Below are 20,519 nucleotides of genomic sequence, written 5' to 3'. Positions count from 1 at the left end.
CTGTCAGGGGTGCGGTGCTACTCCGCGCCCCGCCCGCATCCGGTTCAGCAACGCCGTCACCTCGTTCCGTATCGCGGCCCAGTCCGGAAGGAAGCGCTCGGCGAAGGTGACCTCCACCGCCGCCTCGCCATCCATCCACCACAGCTGGCACGACAGGCCGGTCCAGCACGCCATCAGAACGGAGAGGCGCGCTGGCGGCCCGTCCGCGAAGAGCCGCAGCTCCCGCGTCGGGTCCACGGCGGCGAAGGGTCCGAGGGCGCGCAGGCCGAGCCGGGACGCCTCCTCCGTGTCGCCGAGGGACAGGGCGGCGAGGCTGAAGTCCGAGGCGAGGCCGAGCTGGTCCACGGTGCTGTCCCGCCAGAGGGTGAGGAACCGCGCCCGCTGCCCCGGGATGCTCGACAGCTGCTCGACCTGCGTGGTGGGCGAGATGTCCTGCACGCCGATGGCCACCAGGCCGCTCTCGTAGGAGGTGTCGTGCCCCGGCGGCAGGGGCACGGCACCGGGCCAGAGAAGCCGCATCGAGAGGATCCCGGTCACGACGTGCCCGGGCCGTCCACCAGCGCCCGGGGCACGGCGTAGCGGCGCCCCGCGACGACGGCCAGCACCGTGTCGGAGGCCGTCGCCGCGGCCGGCAGGCACATGGCCAGCAGCAGCAAGCCGGTTCGCCACGTCGTCACTGCCGTCACCTCCATCACGGGTCGTCTCGTCCGCACGCAGCTTTCGTCCCGCATCCGCCGACCCGCCTGCGGCGAACGGAGCAGCGCGGACCGCTGCGCGCCGTGCGCCGCACCTCCCCCCGCTGCCCAGGATAGGACGGAGCGGCCTACCGGCGATAATGGGGTTCTCTCCACGAAGGGCCGCACCGCCGCCACCGGCCCGCGCGACGTCCCCGCCAAGCAGGCGGGGCTGCTGGCGGTAGGGCGCCCGGCTCGTACTGCGGCTCTCCGCCCGGTAAGGGGGACGGGTACCCTACCGTCCTCCCCCGACGGGCCCTCCTCTGGCGGGCGCGCGGTTCAGGGTGCAGCTCTCGTCCCCGCAGGCCAGCCACAGCCGATACGTCGATCCCCCGACCACCCTCCAACAGCTTGCCCGGTGCCCCAACCGATCTTGCGGAACGCGGCTGGCCGGTCGGTCGGCGAGTTGCCGGAGGCCTTCCCGGACGAGCAGCCGGGGAGGTTGCGGATCAGCTTCATGTACTGGCGGAGAGGCATTCCGCACGAAATCCGGCCCGACCAAGCAGGCGAAAGCGCCCTGCGGCCACACCCCGTACCCTCTCTGCTCTGGGACTCGGAGGTCGGCCTCAACCGGTGATCGCGCACCGATGCCACCGCGCCAGCGCGAGGTGCTGGTGGCAGGTGGAAGGGGGCGCGCCGCACAAGCGCGAGTGTTCAGACCCTCGAAGTTAGATGGCCGGGAGAAGAAACCGAGCCGCTCGCTCGTTGGAACTGGCGGGTCCTTTCCGAACCGTATCCCGGCTGGGGCAGCCGACCTCGGGTAGCGGTGTTGAAGGACTGTTAATGAGTCAGGTGTCCTCGAACACGGGGGCAAGTGAGATGGTCTGCCAATGAAGGAACGGCGTATGACGATGACGCTGAAAGTCCGCGTGCTGCGGATCATCCCTCCTCTGCTTTGTGGAGGCGGGCGCTCCGCCGCGGCACGGGGGACGCCGTGACGTCCGATGGGGCTGGCCCGTCACCCCGGTTCCTGCCCCCGGACGTCCGTGGACGCGCCCGGGCGACGCTGGAGAGCCTGGGTCTCGGTGGTGACGGCGACAAGTGGGCGGCGCTCGCACGCGTTAAGAGGGAGTTCGGCGTGCGGTTCGACGTGCGCGACGCGCCGGGTTGGCGGACCGAAGGCGACCTCCACATGTCGGTGCTGCAGGTTCTGCCGGAGCCCTGCCCGCATGTGGACGAGACATGGACTCACCTGGCCCGGGCGGTCGCGGCCGAGACCGGGGCCGACCCGCGGCGTGTCAGGCCGGAGACGCTGCTCCTCGGCGTTCCCCTGTGGGACCGGGTCGGACGATGGCTGAGAAGGCTGACCCGGCGCTGACCCGACCGGCCATGCGGACCTCAGCGGGGCGTCAGCTTACCGCCCACCACTCGAGCCACAAGGGGACGCAGAGCTCAGGGAGCACGCCGCCCTGCCTGGCCCGCATGCTCCCGAACGACAACATGAAGGCCGGTCCTGTAGGGTGGGGCGCACGGCGTGACAGCCGCGTGTCATCAGTTCAGCCTGTGACACTCCGAAGTGGTCTCGCGCGTGCCGCGCATCCCACCGGCCGGGCGAACCTCGCAGGTCACGTACTTGCCGTTCCGCTCCAGCTTGAAACTCGGGCCCATGGCGGACACGATCCGGTGCCCGCCGCTCAGCAGCGCGCTCATCGGCTGGTCTACGTCCTCCCACATGGTGACCGGACGCGTCGGCGCGGCCGGCCCGGGCGCCTGGGCATGGATGGGCATGGGAAGGCCCGAGAGCAGCAGGGCGGTAAGAAGAGCGAAGCGGCGCATCAGGGTTCCTCGGCTCGGGCGCGTTCATCGCGGCCAGATGCTGGGGAGATAACCTGCCCGGTGCCGATCGCCCGATGAGAAGGCAGTGATGGATGGCCGGGGCTCCCGGGCCTGGTTCGCCGTCCATGGTCTCCGGACACCGTGACCGCTAAGGTCCGGCCTCGGGAAACGTCAGATTTCGGAGCGAGGGCAAACCGGGTGGCCATATTGCATGGGGCGGTCCTGGTCGCCCTTCTCGCCCTGCCGGTCACGGCGGCAACCGCCCTGGCAGTCCGGCCGGAGCTCCCGTTCCACCCACCGGAAACAGAGGTGGAGCGTGCACTGGACAACATCCTGCATCGTGTTGACGCTGATTCCGACCCCTTGTCCAATCTTCTGGGCGGCCGCGGCGAGCGAGGCTTCCGCCGCACGGTGGATTACACAACCCTGCTGACGCCGGCTCTCATCGCGGCGATCGCACGGACGGAGCGGACGCTCCTGCGGCGGAACTGCGGAGGGCGCTACCGCCCGGACGAGGTCTGCGGCCTCGACTTCGTGCCGGTGACCTGCGCGCAGGAAAGCAACGGCACCTACCTCTACCGCACCCAGGTCACGAGGCCCGGCGAGGCGATCATCGCCTATCGCTGGCCAGGAGAGGGGAGGAGCGCGGCCGCGACCTACCGCCTGCTTCACCGTGGGGGCTCCTGGCGGATCGACGGGATCCGTTGTGGGGAGGGGTTGCCCTCGTTCAATCTGACGCGTCTGGGCCGTTCCGAGGCACCGGCCGACGGCGCCGGGCGGCTGTTGTCCGGGCTGGCGGCCACGACGAACCGGCGGGATGAGGGCCGCGATCGGTGACCGGGGGCCCCGGCCCGGCGCGCAGCGGCCCGCGGATCGGGCCTCGACGGCCTGTGCCGCCCCGGCCGCCGCTTCCCCGGCGCGCGCTACGTGCGCGGCGCGCGGGATGCCTGCCCTTGAGGCTGGTGCGGATCGCCGCCAGGATCTGCGCCGTGCTGGCGATCTGGCTCGGGCTGGCCCGCTTCGTCGGCCGCCTGGAGTTCACGCCGGGCATGACGGACGCGCTAATCCAGGTCACCACCTGGCTGGACATCGACGGCATCGAGGATGTGGAGGATTTCTACATGGCCGTGACGCTCGCGCTGTCGCTCGCAGTCGCCATTGGGATCGTCGCGCTGGGATCCCGGCTCCTGCGGCGGGTCACCGCAACCTGATGACAAGCCCGTCCTCGAAGAAGCCTTGGCCGAGGCCGGGCCGCACGAAGGCGACGGCCGCCCCATTGGCGCCTCCGCGGCGCACCCAGCCGGCCACGGTGCCCGGCGTGTCGAGCGCGGCGGGATAGCGCCAGTGGCGCCGAAGTGCCGCCCCATCGCCGCGCGGCCACGCCGACGGCGGCTGCGGATCACGTCACGCCGGATCGTCCAGCGCGCATGCCAGGCGGAACGCGGCGATCAGCAGGTGGCCGTCCCGCAGCAGGGCTGCCCTGTCCAGAAGCCAGCGCAGCGGGACGGGTTGCAGCACTTCGCGCAGCGCGGATGGCATGGCATCGAGCGGCACGACGAAGGGCTGCACGCGTTCGGGCGTGATGCCGGAACTCGGGTGGTAAGCGGCGCCGAGCGGGGCCAACGATCCCGGCGCGCATCCTGCGGCCCGGGCCGCCGCCTCGCGCAGCGGCTCCGGCGCGTCCGGCGGCACGCCGAGGCGCCAGGCCGGAACGCAGGGCAGGGCGGCGTCGCCGAAGCCCAGCTGCGCGGCGGGCAGCACGCGGCGCTCCAGCCCGACTAGCACCCGGCCCCCTGCATCCCGTGCCACGGGAAGCACTGACACGGTCCAGGCACCATGATGGGCCGGCACGGCGAGCTCCAGCACCTGCTCCGCGCCCCGCACGGGCCCGCCCGCTCCCGCCAGCGTCTCGACGAAGACGGAGCGTGCGCGGCGCAGATACCCGGCCGCTCCTGCCGCCGGCGTGAAGGGCGTGCCCGCTGGGTGGAAGACCGTCTCGGGGTTCGAGGCGACGACGACGGGCAGGTCGGAGGGTAGTTCCTCCCCCGCCCAGCGCCCGGCCGGCAGGTCGAGGCGTCGGAGCAGGACGCGAACCGCGAGTTCCAGCCGCGCCTCGGGCAGCATGCCGACCTCCGCCGCGCGCAGCAGTCCGGCCGCGTCGAAGGATTGTAGCACGCCGGGGTCCAGCGTCTGGCCGGGCGGCCGGGAGGCCGGCTGCACCGGCGGCAGAACCGGGAGGGGAACCGCGAAAGCCCTGACAACCTCGTCTACCAGGCCGGCTGAGGGCAGGAAGCTCAGAAGGGCCTCGGGCCGGGTGCCGGAGGGGATGGGAAAGCCGGCGCGGGCCTGGAAGTCGGCCGCTAGGTCCTCCCCGTCGGAGGCCAGGGAGATCATCTCCACGACGTGGCCCGATCGCAGCTCTGCCGCTTCTCCCGTCTCCGTGCCAATGGCGACAAGGGCCGGGCGCGGCCAGCCGTTGCGGGCCAGCACGCGGAGGCAGCCATCCGTTACCGAAAAAGGCAGGAAGTCCACAGCACCGGTGGGGCGCTGCACGAGGTCGAAGGTTCCGTCCGGCCCACTCCAGGCACTCTGCCTGAGGTAGGTGGGCGGCGCCGGGTCGAAGCGGCGCTGCTGCAAGCGGACAGCACCGCCGACGGGCACCTTCTGCGCCACCAGGACCATGTTGGTGGCGGGCCAGGGCAGTGGCCGCCCCCGCTCATCCCAACGGCGCGCGCGGCCGGCGAAGCGGTTCTGCACCACCCAGGGATTCCGCACCTCCGCGGCCCGCACCACGCGGGCGCCGGCCCCTTCCACCACCTCGGCAAAGCGGCGGAGCGGCCAGAAGGCGTACTCCTCCCGCAGCTCCGCCTCCCAGTCCTCGCGGTAGTCCTTGCGCAACAGGAACTCGGCGGCCCAGTGGCGGTGCAGGCGGAAGCGGAGCCAGCCGTCCCCTGCCTCTCCCAGTTCCTCCAGCGGGAAGCCGGCGCCGAGCGGGTCCAGCGGGCGGGCGCGGGCGGCAAAGTCGCGCAGCAGCGCGGCGTTCTCCTCGCCGGGCAGCTCCAGGACGCAGGTCTCGCCCGGCGCGCCGTCCCGGCAGAAGTCGCGCAGCACGAGAAGCCCGCCGGGCCGGAGGGAGGCGAGGTGAGCGCGCAGCGCTGCCTCCGCTGCGGTCTCGTCGTAGGGGCGGGGCGCGTAGGTGTAGACGTGGTGCAGCAGGGAGCAGGACACGACCGCGTCCGCCGGCTCCTGCGCCGCCGCTGCGTCGCCGACCCGGAACTCGAGGTTGGGCAGGTCGTGCAATGCCGCCGCCTGCGCGATCGTGCCCGCATCGATGTCGATGCCGACCACCCTCGCCCCGGGCGCCAGCGCCGCCATGCGGGCGGACAGCGCGCCGGAGCCGCAGCCGAGGTCGAGGATGCGCGCGCCGGGATCGGTGACGAGATGCGCGGAGAGGAAGGCCGCCTTCTGGTCCAAGGAGGCATCCATGCCGGCGAAGTAGCGCCGGTAAGCGTCCGCGTCGCCGCGTGCGGGGTGATCCACGGTTCAGCCCCGAACTGGCATGTTGTGACGTTGCGTCATGCTGCGTCTTCCTTGACCTGATGATGACAGGGCTGTTGGTGCCGCCCTGGCCAAGCGTCCCTTACCCAACACGGTATGCGGGAGAGTGAGATCAAGACTGGACAGGAGGCCGGGCGGGAGCAATCGGTGCGGCGCGCCCGCCGTGCCATTCCCCGGCACGTCCGCGCGACGGCAGGGCTGCGGTCCTTCGCCCCAAGGCGTCGTCGAGGGTTAGGCCGGGACCGTGCTGGGACGCAGCGCGGCTCCCACGATCGCCTCCACGCCGGGAAGGTCGGTCTTTCCGGTCCCGAGAAGCGGGAGCGCCCCGACCGGGACGACCATCCGGGGGACGGCGATCTCCGCCACCATCCGGCCCCGCGCGAAGGCCACCAGCGCCTCCGCGGTCGCGTCCGTCTGGGTCGTGGCCAGCACCAGCGCCTCCCCCTTCTTCGGGTCGGGAACCTTCACCACGGCGTGCGAGGCGCCGGGCCAGAGGAGGGCGGCCAGCTCCTCGGCGGCGACGAGGGAGACCTTCTCGCCGGCGATGTTGGCCCAGCGCTTCACGCGGCCGACGACGCGCCCGTAGCGGTCGGGGCTCACCTCCACGACGTCGCCGGTGTCGTACCAGCCCCCCGCCGGCGGCTGGATCACGGCCGGGCGCTCGGGCCTGAGATAGCCGAGCATCACGTTCGGCCCGCGAACCCAGAGCTGGCCGCCCCCGGGGATGCCGGGCACCGGATCAAGGCGCGTCTCGATGCCCGGCAGGAAGCGGCCGACCGTGCCGGGGCGGGCGTGCATCGCCGTGTTGAGGGCCAGCGCCGGAGCGGTCTCGGTAGCGCCATATCCCTCCAGCACCCGCACGCCGAAGCGCTCGGCGTAGAGCTGCTTCGTCTCGGGGCGGACGCGCTCCGCGCCGGCGAAGACGTAGCGGATGGCGTAGAAGTCATAAGGGTGGGCGAAGCGGGCCCAGCCGTTGAGGAAGGTGTCCGTGCCGAAGGCGATGGTCGCGTCGGTGTCGTAGATCAGCGCCGGCACGATCCGGTAGTGCAGCGGCGAAGGATAGAAGAAGGTCCGCACCCCGTGCAGGATCGGCAAGAGGGTGCCGCCGGTCATGCCGAAGGAATGGAACATCGGCAGCGCCGAGAAGACGCGGTCGGAGGCCGTGAAGTCCACCACGGTCGAGATCTGCGCAATGTTCGCCAGCAGCGTGCGGCTGGAATGGACGACGCCCTTCGGCGCCCCCTCGGACCCGCTGGTGAACAGGATGAGGGCGGGCGCGTCGGGGTCCGCGCCGCGCTCGGCGATGCGGCGCGCGAAGAGGCCGCGGAGCTTCGCCCCGAGCTTGTCGCGCCAGGTCAGCCCGGCCCGCAGGTCCTCTAGCCAGAGGAAGCGGACATGCGGCGCCATCCGCTCCACGACCTTGCCGAGCTTGGCGCGCTCGACGAAGGCGCGGCTGGAGACGACGGTCGCGAGATCCGCGCTGCGGCAGGCCGAGAGCATAGCATCTGCGCCGGCGGAGAAGTTCAGCATGGCCGGCACGCGCCGGCTGGCCTGCAGCGCCATGAAAGCAACAAGGGCGGCGTTGGCGTTCGGCAGCATCAGGCCGACCGCAGCGGGTAGGGCCTGCTCGCCATCCGTGACCTCCGGTGCGGGACATGGGCCGGCGAGACGGGCCGCGTCGTCGAATGCGGCGATCTTCCGGCCCAGCGCGAGGGCGCCTGTGACGATGCGATCGTAGGAGATCGGTTCGCGAGCGATGTCCTCGGCGATAGGGGTGCCGCCGCCATGGAGGTCGCGGGCATCCAGCAGCGCCTCGAAGATCGTCCGGTCCACCGGCTTCGAGCGATAGACGGCGTCCGTCATCAGGTCGCCGAGGGCCAAGCCGACCGCCTCCCGCCGTTTGCGGGGTGTCATCTCCGCCGCGCCCTCCGGGCGCAGTTCCACCGCCGGCAGAATGGTGATCGAGAGGCGCGGGAACCAGCGCATGGGAAGGCGCCCCTTCAGCCGGCTGAGGCGCGTGAACTGCAGGCCCTGGATCGAAATCGGCAGCACCTTCGCGCCCGACTTGTCGGCGACGACGCCCGCCCCCTCGTAAACCTTCATCAGGGCGCCGGTCTTCGTCAGCCGCCCCTCCGGGAAGATCATGAGCTGCCGGCCGCCGTCGCGCACGGCCTCGACCATGCGCTTGATCGCGAAGGGGGAGGCGATGTCGACCTTGAAGACCTCCACCGCGGCAAGGAAGGGGCGCGTCCACCAGCGATCCGCGATGGCGGTGTTCACTGCGAAGGTCGGGCTGCGCGGCAGGTAGCAGGCGATGAGGCAGGCATCGGCGAAGGAGAGGTGGTTCGAGACGATGACGAGCCGGTCCCCCGCCGCCCGGTAGTTCTCCAGCCCCCGCACGTCCACGCCGTGGAAGGTGTCGAAATAGCCGCGGAACAGGGTCCGCAGCACGTCCTGCGGCAGGATCCGCACGATGTAGCCGGCGCCGAGAAGCGTGAGGGCGGCGGTGACGAGGAGGACGCCCGTGACGGACAGGCCGAGGGCGGCGAGACCCGCGGCCAGGCCGGCGCCCGCGACCATCGCGACGGCGTTGACGATGTTGTTCGCTGCGATGGTGCTGGCACGGCGGGCCGGATCGGCGCTCTCCTGCAGGATGGCGTAGAGCGGAACGGAGAAGACGCCGCCGCAGACCGCCAGCCCCAGGAGGCTGAGCAGAAGGAGCAGGCCGCCGGCCGAGCGAAACAGATCCACCGGCCCGCCCGCGGCGACCGGGCCGAGCGCGGCGGCGAGAAGGGCGAAGGCGCCGGTGAGGATACCAAGGCCCAGGGCGGCGAGGGGAACGTGCCGCGGGCTGACCTCGCCCCGGAGCAGGCGAGCGCAGAGGAGCGACCCCGCCCCGACACCGAGCGCGAAGACGACGAGAAACAGTGTGAGCACGCCCCCCGTGCCGCCGAGCGTGTCCCGCGCGACGACCGGCAGGGCGGTGATGACCGTCGAGCCGACCGTCCAGAAGCCGGAGAGGCCGAGGATGGAGAGGCGAATCGGGCGATGGGCGAAGGCGTCCCGCACGCAGTGCCAGGAGGCGCGGACAAGGTTCGTTTCCACCGGGGTGCCGGGCGCCGCCGCGACCGTGGGCGGGATCCTCAGCGCGGCAACGAGGCCGAGGAGGGCGGCGCCGGCCCCGAGCGCGGCGACGAGGGTGGCCCCGTCCGTCAGGAGGATGAGGGCACCGCCCGCCACGGTGCCGAGCACGATGGTGACGAAGGTCGCCGCCTCGATGGCGCCGTTGCCGGCGATGAGCTCGTCGTGCCGGAGGTGCTCGGGGAGGATGGCGTACTTCACCGGCCCGAAGAGCGCGGCCTGGATCCCGAGGCCGAGGATGACGCCGAGCAGCAGCCCGACGCTGCCCGTGAGGAAGCCAAGCCCGGCGAGGAGCACGAGGCCGACCTCGAAGACCTTCAGCCTGACGATGAGGGTCCGCTTTGGCATGCGGTCGGCGAGCGCGCCGGCGGTGGCGGAGAGGAGGATGTAGGGCGCGATGAGGAGCGCCCCGGCGAGGGCGGAGAAGGCGATGCCGCCCTCCCCGAGCCGGAAGAGCGCGAGGATGACGAGGGCGTTCTTGACGAGGTTGTCGTTGAACCCCCCGCACCCTTGCGCGACGACGAGCGGCAGGAGGCGGCGGGTGAGGATGGCGGGCCGCCCCTCCGGGATGGGCTGGTTCATCGCTGGGTGCTCCTGGAGCGGCGAGAGGGTCGTGCCGGGGCCGGCGCCTCGCTCCCGGCCATGAGGGCACCCCAGGCCATCGCCGTGATCTCCGCGGCGAGGGGGATGAGAGGACCCGTCAGGCGGCCGTAGAGCCGCCCCGTCGCCGGCTGCAGCACGAGGCCGATCACCGCGAGGGCAGCGAGGTCAGGGTCGCGGCGCGGGATCTCGCCGGCCGCCATGGCACCCTCGACCAGCGCGCGGATCACCTCGACGGGGCTGGCATCGCCGCCCTGGACGCTCGCGAGATGGTCGTGCTGCCGCAGGACAAGGAAGCGGAAGCGGTCCTGGTCCTCGTCGTGAAGCCTCAGCACCGCGACGATCACCGCGCCGAGCCGCTCGCGGAAGGGTCCCCCTGCCGGCATGGCCTCGGCGATCCGGGCCGCGTAGCCGGCATAGCCCTCGGCGAAGAGCGCCGCGACGAGGGCGTCCTTGCTCCCGAAATGGGAGAGCACGCCGGGCCCGGAGATGCCGCAGGCCGCGCCGATGTCGCGCATGGAGACGGCATCCACGCCGCGGTCCGCGAAAAGACGCATCGCGGTCTCCTCGATCTGCCGACGCTTGCTCTCGTAGCGGGCCATCCTAGGCACCTTAATTACTTATCGATAGGTAAGTTAGAAATGGGCGCCCAGCGGTGTCAAGCCGAACCGGCCGGGGCCCATCACGGCCTGTCGGACGGAAGCGAAGTCTGGCACCGGGATGACCCCGCTTCATGCGATCCAGCCACTCGGAGGCTGGGTCGGGTGCACGGGCATGAGCCGGCCCGCGAAGGGGGCAACCCGCTGGTGGTCCGAGCGCGGCTCAGGGCTTTGGGGGCGGCGCGCCGGGCCCGCTGTCGCCCTCCGCCGCCCGCTTCCGCAGATCCCCCTCGCGCAGGAGGTTGTGCAGCGCCTCATCCCCGATCTCGTCCCTCTCCCGCATCTTCACCAGGACGCGCCGCTCGGCCGCGATCCCCTCGGGGTGCGCGGCATCCTCGCCTGTGGCCCGCTCGCGCGCCTCGGTCGCTGCCTCGCGCGCCCGCGCCTCCTCGCCCTTCGCATCCCCGCTGCCCTGCAACGCCGCCGCACGGATTGCGCGCCGCAGGGTGAAGCCCTGGACGCCGACGGAGCCGAGCACGACTAGTGCAGCGACCACGAGCAGCAGGCCGCGCTCCGCGACGGGTGTCCCGTCCGGCCAGGACGCGGGCACCGAGAGCACGACGACGAGGCCGAGGACGGAGCGGGTGGAGGCCCAGGCCATCACGCCCGCCGCGGCAGCGCGCCCGGCCGTGTCCTCCCCGGCCAGCGCCTCGCGCACGGGCGGCAGGCGCGTCGAGACGGCTGAGCCGAGCCAGGAGAGGAGAAGAACGAGGAGGAGGATGCCCGCGGCCGCCGCGACGGCAGTGGCCGGCGACCAGCCCCCGAGGTCGCCAAGCGCGTCCGGCACCGCCAGCCCCGCCAGAAGGAACAGGATCGAGGAGACGAGCAGGCTCGCCTCTTCCCAGAACGCCATGGCGGAGATCCGGGCCTCTGCGGAGGAGCGGGCCTCCCCGGTCCGGGTGTCCACCCGCGCGGCGGAGACGGTCAGCGCCGCGGCGATGACAGTCACCGCGAGCGAGAGGCCGAGGCTCCGGGCCGCGAGCGCACCGAGATAAGGGGTGGCGAGGGAGACCGCGATCTCGACCGGCGCCGGCCCTGCCCGGTCGCGTAGCCAAAGGACAGTGCGGCCGATCCCCAGGCCAGCGGCGGAGCCGCCGAGCAGGGCCCAGGCGACGTGCAGCGCCCCTTCCCCGATCCCGGGCGGCGTGCCCTCCCGGACGGAAGAGGCGATGATGGCGAGTACGGTGAGCGCCACGACGCGGGAGGCCATCTCGCGCGCCTTCAGCGCGTCGGCCAGGGCGCGGGGCACGCGCGGGACACCCTTCACCTCCTGGAACAGGCGCGTGTCGAAGAGCGCCGCAACGACGCCGAGCACCAGCGCGGCAGCCGCCGGAAGGCCCGGTAGGAGGAGGAAGTGCACGGCCGCCGCGACGCCCAGCACGGTGGCAAGCGCGAGTCCGCCCCCGACGGCCACTCCCGGCAGCAGCGCGTGCCGCAGCAGGTGCGGCGTGATCCGGACCGCAGAGGCGTAGATGACCGGAGGCAGGAAGAGCCAGATCGCGAGGTCCGGATCCACCTTCACCGGCGCGTCGCCGGGTAGGAAGCCGATGGCGAGGCCGGTGCCGAACAGGACCACCGTCGCCGGAACGCCGAGCAGATGCGATAGGGCCAGCAATGGACCGATCCCCGCGAGGAGGAGGGCCACGAACTCGACAGATCCCATGTCCCTCGCCCCTGTATGCGGACGGAACGTGCGCGGGGCGACCTCAGTTACGCCGGACCAGACGCCGCAAGTTCCGGGTCGAGCCCTGAGCCCCATCGTCGGTTAGGAGAGCCATGATGGAGAGTTCCACGCCGCTGGCAGCACGGCTGCGCGTCATCGACCTCGAGACGACCGGGGACAGTTTCGCCAATGGCGGTGTGGTGGAGATCGGCTGGCAGGATCTGGCGCAGGAAGCCGACGGCAGCTGGGACCTGGATGGCGGCCCGGGGTCGCGGCTCGTGCGCCCGGATTTCCCCATCTCCGCCGTCACCTCGGCCATCCACCACATCGTGGACGAGGACGTGGCGGAGGCGCGGCCCTGGGCCGAGGTGGCGCCGGTGATCCTGAGCGGCGGGCACACGCTCGCGCTCGCGGCGCACCGCGCGGCGTTCGAGCAGCGCTGGTGCATGCCGGCCCTGAGCGGGCGGGCGCACTGGATCTGCACGTGGAAATGCGCCTTGCGGGTCTGGCCGGACGCCCCCACCCACTCCAACCAGGGCCTGCGCTACTGGCGCCGCCCGGCGGGGCTGGACCGCGCGACGGGTCTGCCCGCCCACCGGGCCGGGCCTGACGCCTACGTGACGGCGCATCACCTGCGCGACATGCTGGCCCTGGTGAAGCTGGACCGGCTGCTGGCCTGGTCGGCGGAGCCGGCGTTGCTGGTGCGCGTACCGAGTGGCCCCCTCCAGGGGCGGCGCTGGGACGAGCTGTACGAGGCGCAGCTCGCGCGCGTGCTGGACAGGGCGTTCCGGCGGAACCCGGACATGCTCTTCACGGCAAGGAGGGAAATGGCGCGCCGCGGCGGCGGATCGGGCGCGCCTGAGCAGCCTCGCCTCAATGTGTGACCGTGCCCTCCGGGACAGGCCTGCTCAGCCAATCCTCAGCGGGGAAACCTGTCGGCGAGAGACACTGCGGCGCCTCCGTAACAGTCGCGGCAGGTGTTGACGGGAATGAGGCTGCTCAAGGAGCCGGGCGGGGCGGCGGGACTGTCGCGAGGCGACTACATCCCATAGCGGCGGCTCGGGCCGCGGGACGAGCGCGTTGCCGTTCCAGCCCAGGCAATCCGGTTGCAGCCGGGCGGCGCCGAGACGCTGCTGGGCCATGATGAGGGTCCGGCCTTCCGGGGCCGATCCCCACTTCATCGCCGCGGCGAGCCGTTCTTCCGGCTGTCGCGGCTGCTCCGCCCCGTCGAGGGTGAGCGGGATCACCGACTGCGCGGCCGCACCGTAGCGCAAGATCAGCGCCACCACCGGCCGACCGTCGTGGCGCCAGTCCGAGGGGGCCATCAGCGCGCGCTCGAAGGTCGGTGTCTCGAGGGCGCGGGCCAGCTCCGCGCTCGGGCTCAGCCCGGCAATGCGAACGGTGACGACGGAGAGGCCCATCTCGCGCAGCCAGGGATCGGCGGCGAGCAACGCGGCGATCCCGTCCTGCAGCGGCGTCGCGCCCTCAGTCAGGAGGTCGTGCACGGGGCGGTGCTCGACGTAACGCGCTGCCTGGTACTGGGCTAGACCGATGAAAAGGCTCGCGATGCGGTCCAGCGGGTCCGTGCGGAGCCGCCCGGTGCGGAGGTCGATGGTGAAGTCCACGCGCGAGGCCAACGCCTCCGGCTCCGCCGCGCGCCAGGTGATCTCGGCCATGCCTGGCCATGGTGAACTCGGGGCAGGGGGGCGGCAACCCCGGCCGGCGGCCCGGATCGGCGGGCGAGGGGAGTGTGAGCTAGGCCCTGGCCCGCCCGTCCCCTAAGTTCGGGCCGGGGCGGGGGGCCGGACGAGAACGTGAGCACGGGGCAGGGGCCGCCGATCGACAGCCGCCGCTGGACCGGGCCGGAGCCCGCCGCGCCGCCGCTGGACCGGCGCGGGGCGCGGGCCGCTTTCCTCGCGGCCGGGGGGCCGGGCGCGGCCGCCCCGCAGCGCGCCGCCTCGGCGGCGTCCTGGGCCGGGCTGGCGCTGCTGCCCTTCGTCGTGCTGGCCGGGGCGGAGCCGGGCGCCTCCCTTCTTGGCCTGGAACCCACCGCGGCCCGGCTGCGCGGCGGGCTTGAGGCGCTGCTCTCCCCCTCCCTCGGGCTGAAGGGCGCGGGGGGGATGGTGTCGCTGCTTGGCGACCCGCGCCTCCTGGCCGCCCTGCTTGCCCTCGGCGGAAGCGCCGTCGGGATCGCTTCCGCATGGCGGCACCGGGCGGCGCTGGCGCGCGGCTTCGCTGCGGCGGAAGCAGGGGTGCCGGGCGTGGCCTTCCGAACCCACCGCTACTGGGAGGCGGCACCCTTCGTTCTCCTCCTCGTGGCCTGGCGGCCGCTCGGGGGCGACCTGCTGCTGCTCAACGCCCTCGCGCTCTGGCTCCTGGCACGCCTCGCGGCGGGCACCCTGACCGCGTTGGCGGAGCGGCGCGCGGCGGGGCTGGGGGCGCGCTCCCCCGCCTCCTCCGGCTGGGACCTCGCGAGCCTTGTGCTGTCGCTGGGCGCGCTCCTGCTGCTGCTGGCCTACCTCCTCGGGCTCCTCGCATGAGTTGCCTCCTCCTTGCCCTGGCGCTTCTCGCAGCCACGCCGGCCGGGGCGGCGGAAGACCCCTTCTGGATGCGGGACTGGACCTTCGGCGCCGTCTCCGGCCCGCCAGGGCCGCGTGCGCTGCTGGCCCGGACCGGGGTGCGGCACCTGGCCCTGCGGCGGGAGGGGCTGACCGACCCGCTGGGTGAGAGTTGCGCGGCGGAGGTGGGCTACGACGACATCCGCCCGCGCGACCGGGGCGCCATTGCCCGCCACTTCGGCCCCCACTGGCGCTTTCCCGCGGTTCTCGACACACCGGGGACCGTGGCCGGCTGGGTGCGCTGCGGGGACGTCAACGCCGTGGCGGTCGCCTTCATGCGCCCTGGCCTCGGCTACCGCTTTTTCGAGGACGGGCTCGTCATCGCGCTGCGCTGACCGGCCCGGCCGTGCGGCCTTGCGCGGCGCGGAACGCCCGGCCAGGGAGGGGCGCCGCCCTTCGGCCCTCTCCGGCGTTCGGGACGCGGAGGATGCATGAACGAGGTCTCATCCGGCACCCCGCCCCGGCGCCCCTGGGAGCGCCCGGTCACGCCCCCGTCCGCGCGCCCGGCCGGCCTCTGGACGTCGCCCGCCCCGGACAGGGGACCGGTCCTGGTCGTGCGCGTGGACACGGAGGACGAGGTGGCCGCCAGCCGCCTGGCCGTCGCGGCCATGACCCCGCGCGGCGGGCTGGGCAGCGCCGCTCTCGGCGGGCTGGTGATGCTGACGGCCGTCACCGCCGTGCTCGCCTCCGGCAGCGGCTGGAAGTCGCCCGTGCCGGAGGGGCTGCCGTTGCTGGCGATCCTCGCCGCCATCGCCGCCTTCGCGGGGTTGGGCTGGCTCGCCGGGGCCTACCTCCTGCCGCTGGTGCGGCGATGGGCCTCGGTGGCCCATGCCAGGCGCGTACTTCGGCCCGGGCCGGACGGCGTCCCACCCGATGGAGGCGGCCCGGCGCGGGTGGTACTGGGCACGCGCGCGCTGCACTGGACGGGCCCGCGGGCCGCGCGGCGCTTCGACGTGGCCCTGCTGCGCGGGCTTGTGGAGGACCGGGATCACATGATGCTGCGCTTCGGCCTCGTCTCCGTCGTCGTCCTGCCCCGGCGCGACCTGGCGCCGGAGCAGCAGGAGGCGGTGCGGGACTGGGTGCGGCGCCACGCGCGGGAGGGGCGGGCGTGATCGCGCTCTCCATCAACTGGCACGCGGAGGACCAAGCCTGGCTCCTCGTCGCGCAGAACCGGCGCGGGCTTCCCTTCGGGATCGGCGGCTCGCAGCTCGTCGCCGGGGGGGCGCTCCTCGCCCTCTCGGCGCCGATGGCGGGGCGCGTGGCGAGCTGGGCCGCCGTGAATCCGCACGATCCCACGCCGCTGCTGCGCCCGCCCGCCTGGGACGATGCCGTCGTGGCCGCTGCGATCCTGGGCGCGGCCCTGCTGCTCGCACTGCTGTCCCGGTGGACGGAGCGGCTGGGGCTGCGGACGATGCTGGAGATGCGCTCGGAGGAAGGGCGGGAGCCCCTGGTCGGCCCGGTCTCCGTCACCCTCGGGCCCGATCGCGCCACCATCCGGGGCGCGACATGGGAAGCTTCCTACGACGCCGCGCTGCTGACGGGGATCGAGGAGCCGCCGGGCTACCTCATCCTCCGCTTCGGAGCGGCGCGCCCGGTGATGCTGCCGCGCCGCGACCTGACCGAGCCTGACGCGGCGGCGGTGCGGGACTGGGCAGCCGGGGTGCTGGGCCACGACGACGCGGCCCCTTAGCGCGTGCTGGGGAACGGGGATGCGGACCTCCTCCGCGGCGAACGCTGCGGATGGCAATAGGTAGGGATCGGCGGATGACGGGAACGGGGGCCGGGCGCTGGCAGGCGCCGCTGGCGCTGCTGCTAGGCCTGGCGCTGGCGGCGCTGCCGGGCACGGTCTTCAACCTGCTGCAGCCCCTGCACATGCAGCGGCTGGCCTTGCCGGTGATGATGATCGCCCTGCTCCAGCCGCCCTACGGGGTCGGGCTTCTCCTGGGGGCCCTGCCGGCGGCCTCGCTGGCCGGGCGCCTCGGGCCGCGCCGCGCCTTCCTCGGCGCGGTCGTCCTCGTCGCCGCGCTCTCGCTCGCCGCGGCGCTGCCCCTCGAGCTGTGGGCGCTGATGGGGCTGCGGCTGGTGCAGGGCATGGCCTCGGCCGGGTTGCTCGCCGCCGGCCTCGCCCTGGTCCGCCCGGTCTTCGGCGGGACGCGCCTCGCCCCCGGCTTCGGCCTCGCGGTCGCCGCCGGCGTGCTGGGCCTGGTGCTGCTGCCGATTCTCTCGGGCCTTGGAATGGGGGCGCTCGGTTTCCCCGGGCTGGCCCTCCCGGGGGTCGTGCTGGCCCTGACCTCCCTGCGGCTGGGACTGAAGGCGCTGCCGGAGGACCCGGCGCGGCACCCCTTCGACGCCCTCGGCACGCTGCTGAACCTCCTCTGCCTCAGTGTCCTGCTCGCGGCCCTCTACACCGCGCCCTTCCGGCCCTGGCGCGGCCTCGTGCTGCTGGTCGTCGGCGTGCTCCTCGCCGCGCTCTGGGCATGGCAGGCGCGGCGGGCGGCGGCCCTGCTGCCCCTGAACCTGCTGGCGCGGCCGGGCGCGGGGGCAGCGGCGGGGGCGGCGCTGCTCGGCGGGCTGGCGGTAACGGCCGTGAACACGGCGGCCATCCCTCAGCTGATGTCGGCCTGGAGCCTGCCGCCGGTGTGGTTGCAATTTCCTCTCCTCGCCGCCGCCCTGGGCGCGGCGCTCGGCGCTCTCGCGGGTGGGTGGGGCGTGGCGCGCCGGCCGGCGCCCGTCGGGGCGCTGCTGCTGGCCCTCGGAGCGGCAGCCCTGGTGGTGCCCGTGGCCGGGGCGCCCGCGGCGCTGGCAAGCATGCTGGTCGTCGGTCTCGGGCGCGGGCTGTTCGAGGCCGGGAACGCCCTGGCGCTGGTCGGGAGCGCGCCGGCCGGGCGAGGAGCGGCCGCGGCGGGGCTCCTCATCGCCGCGGGCGCTCTGGGCGGGCTGCTGGCGCCCTTTGTCTCCCTGCTTCTGCCCCTGTTCTGGCTCGGCGCCACGGGGCAGGGCGGGCCGGTGGGCTCGATGTCCCTCGGGCTGGGGCTGGCGGCGGTGGCCGCGCTGCTGGCAGCCCCGCTAAGCGCCGGCGGCCCCAGCCCCGAGGCAATGGGGGCGGCAGAGGTACAACCATCCCGCCGGGGCGGGGCGGATCCCGCGGAGGAGATGACAGAGAGGGTGCTGGAGGCGCCCGACGGGGCGCGGCGGGTCCGCGTCGTCGGCCGGGACGGCCTGTACGCCCTGCGCGTGGAGGAGTTCTTCGAAACCTTCCACGAGGGCCAGCCCCTCGCCCGGGGATGGCTCGCCCTGCCGGAGGAGGCGTCCTACTTCGTCGACGCGGAGACGGCCGAGCGGGAGGCGCGCGTCCGCTACCCGTGGCTGGAGAGATGAGAACCATGGCAGTGGCGCGAACGGGGGCGCTCCTGGCCGTCTTGTGGCTTCTCCTCCCCGCGTTGTTGGCCGGCGCCGCGGAACTGGAGAAGAACGAGCCGCTGGTCATGCGGATCATCTTCGAGGACTGTCTCGGCTACGTCCGCGCGGGCCGGACGCCCTTCGGCGGCCTGCCGACAGGGCCGGCAACGGCGGAGGCGATCCGTGGCCTTCCCCTGCGCATGCCGGACCGCGAGAGGGCGGTCCAGCTCCTCTCCCCGCGCTACGTCGCGAGCTGGGGCGAGGACGAGAACGGCCGGCACTGCTACGTCGGCTCCGACTTCGCGGCCGGACAGGTCGGGGCGCCCGGGCTGCTCGGCGTGCCCGCGAAGGGCTTCCTGGGCCGCGTCACCGCGCGCGCGGCGGCGGAGGGCATGACGGAGGCCGGGGTGGCGGACGGGTTCTCCCCCCTCGCCACGAGCTACTGGTCCGAGCCGGGAACGGGTGCCGAGAGCGGCCCGGCGCGGCCGGTGCGCTTCACCCTCCTGGCCACCACGGCGCCGGACGCGCGCGGCATCGCGGAGGCCGGGCTGATCCTGATGGCCGGGCCGCCGGGCCGCCGCTGAGGCGCGGGAGCCCCGCCCTGTCCTATCGGCAATGGTCCCGTGGCAGCACGGGCCGCAGCACCACGCCGCCAAGCTCGAGTGCCGGCAGCCAGGGCGCCGCGTTCGGCGGGCCCGCCCGCAGCCCGGCCCGCGCGGCGTCCCGGCACTGGAGCGGGGCGTTGAAGATCGCCAGCAGCCGCCAGCCCGCGCCCTCCGCCCGCATCGCCCTGAACCCGCCGTAGACAGGGCCGACGAGCCAGGTGTCCTGCCCCTCCAGCTCGACGAGGCGGGCCACACACTCCTCCTCCACGCACTCGGGCCGCACCTGCATCATCGCCTCCGCCAGGCCGGGCGGCAGGGCGGTGCCGTCCGGCAGGGCGCGCAGGCGCAGCGGGGCTTCGGCGGCGTCCTCGAGCGTGGCGGGCGGGGGTGTCTCCGGGCGGGGAAGGGCGGCATCGGCCCGGCGGGCGATCTCCGGGTCCGGGTGGCGGGCCAGGGCCGCCAACGCGCGCCCGCCGCTGTGCCCGGCCTTGCCCAGCCGGTAGAAGTCGAAGTCGTCGGGGGCGACCTCGCCGCGCAGCAGCCGCCCCGTCTGGCTCTCCGCCGTCAGGCGCGCGGGATCGGCCAACGGCGTGTTCAGCGCGACGAGGACGGGGATCGCCAGGAGGGCGATGGTGGTGTTGGCCGGCTCGATCGCCCGCATCGCCGGCCGCCGCGCCGCGAAGGCGTAGGCAACGGCGTAGGCGGCGAGCAGCGCCAGCACGGCGGCGCCCTCCACGCGCATCTCGGTCAGCCCGCGCGAGCCGACGGTGCGCGCCAGCACCAGGGCCGCCAACGCCACGAGGACCGGGAGCAGCACGGCCGAGAGGCGGGCCGAGAGGCCGAGCAGGAGGGCCGCCGACCCCTCGCCGCGCGACCCGCCATCCCCGTGCACGGCGTTGATCAGCACCACGAGGCCGGCGGCCGCCGCCGTCAGCCAGCTCGCGGCCTCGCTCCCCCGGAACACCTCCAGCCCCGTGAAGGGCAGGCTGAGCAGGAAGGCGGCGGCGAGGCCCGCGGCGGGCGGCGCCAGCCAGGCGCCGAGCGCGAGCAGCAGGGCGCGCAGCCCGCGCGTGAGCCGCCCGCCCGAATCCGCCAGGTGGATGCCAGCCGCGCCGAGGGCGGTGGTGACGGGGATGACGAAGCCGGACCGCCCGCCGAGGTCCCGCAGCGCCTTAATCCCGATGCCGGAGAAAAGCATCGAGCCGATCCAGTAGATCAGCCAGAAGCCCAGCACGAAGGCCAGGGCGAGGGCGAGCTGCATCCCCGTGCGCCAGGCGGCCTCGAAGAGGTCGGGGTAGCGGGGCCACCACCGGCGCCCGGCATCGGCCGCCGCCATCAGCGCCTGCCCGATGAAGAGGAGCCCGCCGAGGGAGAGCATCAGGGCGTTGCTCGCGGGCGTCAGCGACAGCTCGCCGTGCTGGCGCAGGTCATGGCCGCCGAGGAGGAGTATCAGGGCGGCCGAGGCGAGCGTCCACGCCGCCAGCGCCCGCCCGCGGATGTGGCCGAGGCCGAGGAGGACGGGCAGCGGCAAGAGAGCGGCGAGGAGGACCAGCAGGCCGAAGCCCTTGGGGTTCGCCGCCGCCCAGGGATGCGGCACCGCTCCCTCCACCATCGCCGAGAGCGCACGGAGCGCGACGCCCTGTGCCAGGCCGATGCCGAGGCGCGCGGCGATGAGGGCCCGCGACGCGGCGGGTGAAACGGGATCAGGCATTTCGAGCGTCGTGCTGCCTCTCGCGGGACGGGGCGGGGTCGCGGCCCCTCCGTGG

At 73.7% G+C, this 20,519-nt stretch carries 19 protein-coding genes; 10 read left to right on the top strand and 9 right to left on the bottom strand.

Going from position 1 to position 20,519, the window contains the following annotated elements; genetic code table 11:
• Positions 1-3 precede the first annotated feature (3 nt).
• Both NRP21_RS23815 and NRP21_RS23810 read right to left on the bottom strand, forming a co-directional pair.
• Positions 4-519, bottom strand: coding sequence for a hypothetical protein (locus NRP21_RS23815; RefSeq protein WP_257718743.1), 516 nt, complete (start codon positions 517-519; stop codon positions 4-6).
• A 14-nt stretch (positions 520-533) separates the two neighbouring features.
• On the bottom strand, positions 534-713 hold the full coding sequence (locus NRP21_RS23810) for a hypothetical protein (RefSeq protein ID WP_257718735.1): 180 nt from the start codon (positions 711-713) through the stop codon (positions 534-536).
• A 1,099-nt stretch (positions 714-1,812) separates the two neighbouring features.
• Here NRP21_RS23810 and NRP21_RS23805 point away from each other — a divergent pair.
• Positions 1,813-2,052: a hypothetical protein gene (locus NRP21_RS23805; protein WP_257718734.1), complete on the top strand. Its 240-nt coding sequence runs from the start codon at positions 1,813-1,815 to the stop codon at positions 2,050-2,052.
• A gap of 173 nt (positions 2,053-2,225) precedes the next feature.
• Here the strand turns inward: NRP21_RS23805 and NRP21_RS23800 are convergent, their stop codons facing one another.
• The gene (locus tag NRP21_RS23800; protein ID WP_257718733.1) at positions 2,226-2,510 is read right to left on the bottom strand and encodes a hypothetical protein; all 285 of its coding nucleotides are present in this window, start codon (positions 2,508-2,510) and stop codon (positions 2,226-2,228) included.
• A gap of 363 nt (positions 2,511-2,873) precedes the next feature.
• Between NRP21_RS23800 and NRP21_RS23795 the strand changes: the two genes are divergently transcribed.
• Together NRP21_RS23795 and NRP21_RS23790 are read left to right on the top strand one after the other, a co-directional pair.
• Positions 2,874-3,347, top strand: a complete 474-nt coding sequence (locus NRP21_RS23795; RefSeq protein WP_257718732.1) for a hypothetical protein — start codon at positions 2,874-2,876, stop codon at positions 3,345-3,347.
• Between the two features lie 116 nt (positions 3,348-3,463).
• Positions 3,464-3,721 (top strand): hypothetical protein, encoded by a 258-nt coding sequence (locus NRP21_RS23790; RefSeq protein ID WP_257718731.1) that lies wholly within the window; start codon positions 3,464-3,466, stop codon positions 3,719-3,721.
• A gap of 193 nt (positions 3,722-3,914) precedes the next feature.
• Here the strand turns inward: NRP21_RS23790 and NRP21_RS23785 are convergent, their stop codons facing one another.
• The 4 genes from NRP21_RS23785 to NRP21_RS23770 form a co-directional block, all read right to left on the bottom strand.
• Positions 3,915-6,050, bottom strand: coding sequence for a class I SAM-dependent methyltransferase (locus tag NRP21_RS23785; protein WP_257718730.1), 2,136 nt, complete (start codon positions 6,048-6,050; stop codon positions 3,915-3,917).
• Positions 6,051-6,299: 249 nt separating this feature from the next.
• Entirely contained in the window at positions 6,300-9,791 is a 3,492-nt protein-coding gene (locus NRP21_RS23780) for an acyl-[ACP]--phospholipid O-acyltransferase (RefSeq protein ID WP_257718729.1), read from the bottom strand.
• Complete coding sequence (locus tag NRP21_RS23775) at positions 9,788-10,411, bottom strand: TetR/AcrR family transcriptional regulator (protein ID WP_257718728.1); 624 nt, start codon at positions 10,409-10,411, stop codon at positions 9,788-9,790. The genes NRP21_RS23780 and NRP21_RS23775 overlap by 4 nt, the downstream gene beginning before the upstream one ends.
• A 220-nt stretch (positions 10,412-10,631) precedes the next feature.
• Positions 10,632-12,131 (bottom strand): cation:proton antiporter domain-containing protein, encoded by a 1,500-nt coding sequence (locus NRP21_RS23770; protein WP_257718727.1) that lies wholly within the window; start codon positions 12,129-12,131, stop codon positions 10,632-10,634.
• Between the two features lie 113 nt (positions 12,132-12,244).
• Here NRP21_RS23770 and NRP21_RS23765 point away from each other — a divergent pair, with 113 nt between their 5' ends.
• On the top strand, positions 12,245-13,015 hold the full coding sequence (locus tag NRP21_RS23765; RefSeq protein ID WP_257718726.1) for a DNA polymerase III subunit epsilon: 771 nt from the start codon (positions 12,245-12,247) through the stop codon (positions 13,013-13,015).
• 24 nt (positions 13,016-13,039) lie between these two features.
• Here NRP21_RS23765 and NRP21_RS23760 read toward each other — a convergent pair whose 3' ends face one another.
• The gene (locus tag NRP21_RS23760; protein ID WP_257718725.1) at positions 13,040-13,807 is read right to left on the bottom strand and encodes a hypothetical protein; all 768 of its coding nucleotides are present in this window, start codon (positions 13,805-13,807) and stop codon (positions 13,040-13,042) included.
• A gap of 138 nt (positions 13,808-13,945) precedes the next feature.
• On the opposite strand from NRP21_RS23760, the gene NRP21_RS23755 reads away from it, so the two are divergent.
• The 6 genes from NRP21_RS23755 to NRP21_RS23730 all read left to right on the top strand — a co-directional run bounded on the left by NRP21_RS23755 (position 13,946) and on the right by NRP21_RS23730 (position 18,732).
• A complete protein-coding gene (locus NRP21_RS23755) occupies positions 13,946-14,671 on the top strand; it encodes a hypothetical protein (RefSeq protein WP_257718724.1) in 726 nt (241 codons plus the stop codon).
• The gene (locus NRP21_RS23750) at positions 14,668-15,084 is read left to right on the top strand and encodes a hypothetical protein (protein ID WP_257718723.1); all 417 of its coding nucleotides are present in this window, start codon (positions 14,668-14,670) and stop codon (positions 15,082-15,084) included. The genes NRP21_RS23755 and NRP21_RS23750 overlap by 4 nt, the downstream gene beginning before the upstream one ends.
• A 96-nt stretch (positions 15,085-15,180) precedes the next feature.
• The gene (locus tag NRP21_RS23745; RefSeq protein ID WP_257718722.1) at positions 15,181-15,861 is read left to right on the top strand and encodes a hypothetical protein; all 681 of its coding nucleotides are present in this window, start codon (positions 15,181-15,183) and stop codon (positions 15,859-15,861) included.
• A complete protein-coding gene (locus NRP21_RS23740) occupies positions 15,858-16,439 on the top strand; it encodes a hypothetical protein (protein WP_257718721.1) in 582 nt (193 codons plus the stop codon). Before NRP21_RS23745 ends, NRP21_RS23740 begins: the two co-directional genes overlap by 4 nt.
• Positions 16,440-16,513: 74 nt before the next feature.
• On the top strand, positions 16,514-18,127 hold the full coding sequence (locus NRP21_RS23735) for an MFS transporter (RefSeq protein WP_257718720.1): 1,614 nt from the start codon (positions 16,514-16,516) through the stop codon (positions 18,125-18,127).
• Positions 18,128-18,132: 5 nt separating this feature from the next.
• The gene (locus NRP21_RS23730) at positions 18,133-18,732 is read left to right on the top strand and encodes a hypothetical protein (protein WP_257718719.1); all 600 of its coding nucleotides are present in this window, start codon (positions 18,133-18,135) and stop codon (positions 18,730-18,732) included.
• A gap of 22 nt (positions 18,733-18,754) precedes the next feature.
• On the opposite strand, the gene NRP21_RS23725 is transcribed toward NRP21_RS23730, so the two are convergent.
• Positions 18,755-20,464: a hypothetical protein gene (locus NRP21_RS23725; RefSeq protein ID WP_257718718.1), complete on the bottom strand. Its 1,710-nt coding sequence runs from the start codon at positions 20,462-20,464 to the stop codon at positions 18,755-18,757.
• Positions 20,465-20,519 lie beyond the last annotated feature (55 nt).

Origin of the sequence: Roseomonas populi, from assembly GCF_024594815.1 — a bacterium.
Classification (GTDB): Bacteria; Pseudomonadota; Alphaproteobacteria; order Acetobacterales; family Acetobacteraceae; genus Roseomonas; species Roseomonas populi.
The sequence above is the reverse complement of the archived record's forward strand: the minus strand, read 5'-3'. Positions and strand labels throughout refer to the sequence as shown.

What these genes read in the sequence shown, in the direction of transcription:
- NRP21_RS23780 (WP_257718729.1), bottom strand. Translation starts at nt 9,791, where the DNA reads ATGAACCAGCCCATCCCGGAGGGGCGGCCCGCCATCCTCACCCGCCGC.
- NRP21_RS23750 (WP_257718723.1), top strand. Translation starts at nt 14,668, where the DNA reads ATGAGTTGCCTCCTCCTTGCCCTGGCGCTTCTCGCAGCCACGCCGGCC.
- NRP21_RS23725 (WP_257718718.1), bottom strand. Translation starts at nt 20,464, where the DNA reads ATGCCTGATCCCGTTTCACCCGCCGCGTCGCGGGCCCTCATCGCCGCG.
- NRP21_RS23800 (WP_257718733.1), bottom strand. Translation starts at nt 2,510, where the DNA reads ATGCGCCGCTTCGCTCTTCTTACCGCCCTGCTGCTCTCGGGCCTTCCC.
- NRP21_RS23760 (WP_257718725.1), bottom strand. Translation starts at nt 13,807, where the DNA reads ATGGCCGAGATCACCTGGCGCGCGGCGGAGCCGGAGGCGTTGGCCTCG.
- NRP21_RS23770 (WP_257718727.1), bottom strand. Translation starts at nt 12,131, where the DNA reads ATGGGATCTGTCGAGTTCGTGGCCCTCCTCCTCGCGGGGATCGGTCCA.
- NRP21_RS23730 (WP_257718719.1), top strand. Translation starts at nt 18,133, where the DNA reads ATGGCAGTGGCGCGAACGGGGGCGCTCCTGGCCGTCTTGTGGCTTCTC.
- NRP21_RS23745 (WP_257718722.1), top strand. Translation starts at nt 15,181, where the DNA reads ATGAACGAGGTCTCATCCGGCACCCCGCCCCGGCGCCCCTGGGAGCGC.
- NRP21_RS23735 (WP_257718720.1), top strand. Translation starts at nt 16,514, where the DNA reads ATGACGGGAACGGGGGCCGGGCGCTGGCAGGCGCCGCTGGCGCTGCTG.
- NRP21_RS23815 (WP_257718743.1), bottom strand. Translation starts at nt 519, where the DNA reads ATGCGGCTTCTCTGGCCCGGTGCCGTGCCCCTGCCGCCGGGGCACGAC.
- NRP21_RS23775 (WP_257718728.1), bottom strand. Translation starts at nt 10,411, where the DNA reads ATGGCCCGCTACGAGAGCAAGCGTCGGCAGATCGAGGAGACCGCGATG.
- NRP21_RS23765 (WP_257718726.1), top strand. Translation starts at nt 12,245, where the DNA reads ATGATGGAGAGTTCCACGCCGCTGGCAGCACGGCTGCGCGTCATCGAC.